Annotated in this window: 1 protein-coding gene; it reads left to right on the forward strand. The window is 57.0% G+C overall.

All coding sequences use genetic code 11. From position 1 onward, the window contains the following. Positions 1-69 precede the first annotated feature (69 nt). A partial coding sequence (locus FVA95_RS32375) for a hypothetical protein (RefSeq protein ID WP_205016065.1) occupies positions 70-279 on the forward strand: 210 nt, incomplete at its 3' end.

Genomic DNA, 279 nt, shown 5'->3' on the forward strand with positions numbered 1-279 from the left:
CGCCAGAACAGCTGCCGCCCAAGCTACTTCGACAACTGTCGAACTATCTCAACCGGCTCCCCGGATTCGATGACAACCGCTAATGCCTTAAGCCGGAGCATCAAGGATCTACTCAATGGACTCCTGACGAACAAGCTGATACTGCTCCCTAACGCCGTCAGCGTCATCGACGACACGATGGTGACGTGGCGATCACCCACGCCGACCGGGAAATTCGTGGACTTTGCCGACTACGCCACCATCCGCACCTACCGAAGGTGGGCCGAACAAGGTGAATAC

The sequence above is a fragment of the Pseudonocardia sp. EV170527-09 genome, from assembly GCF_008369905.1.
Classification (GTDB): Bacteria; Actinomycetota; Actinomycetes; order Mycobacteriales; family Pseudonocardiaceae; genus Pseudonocardia.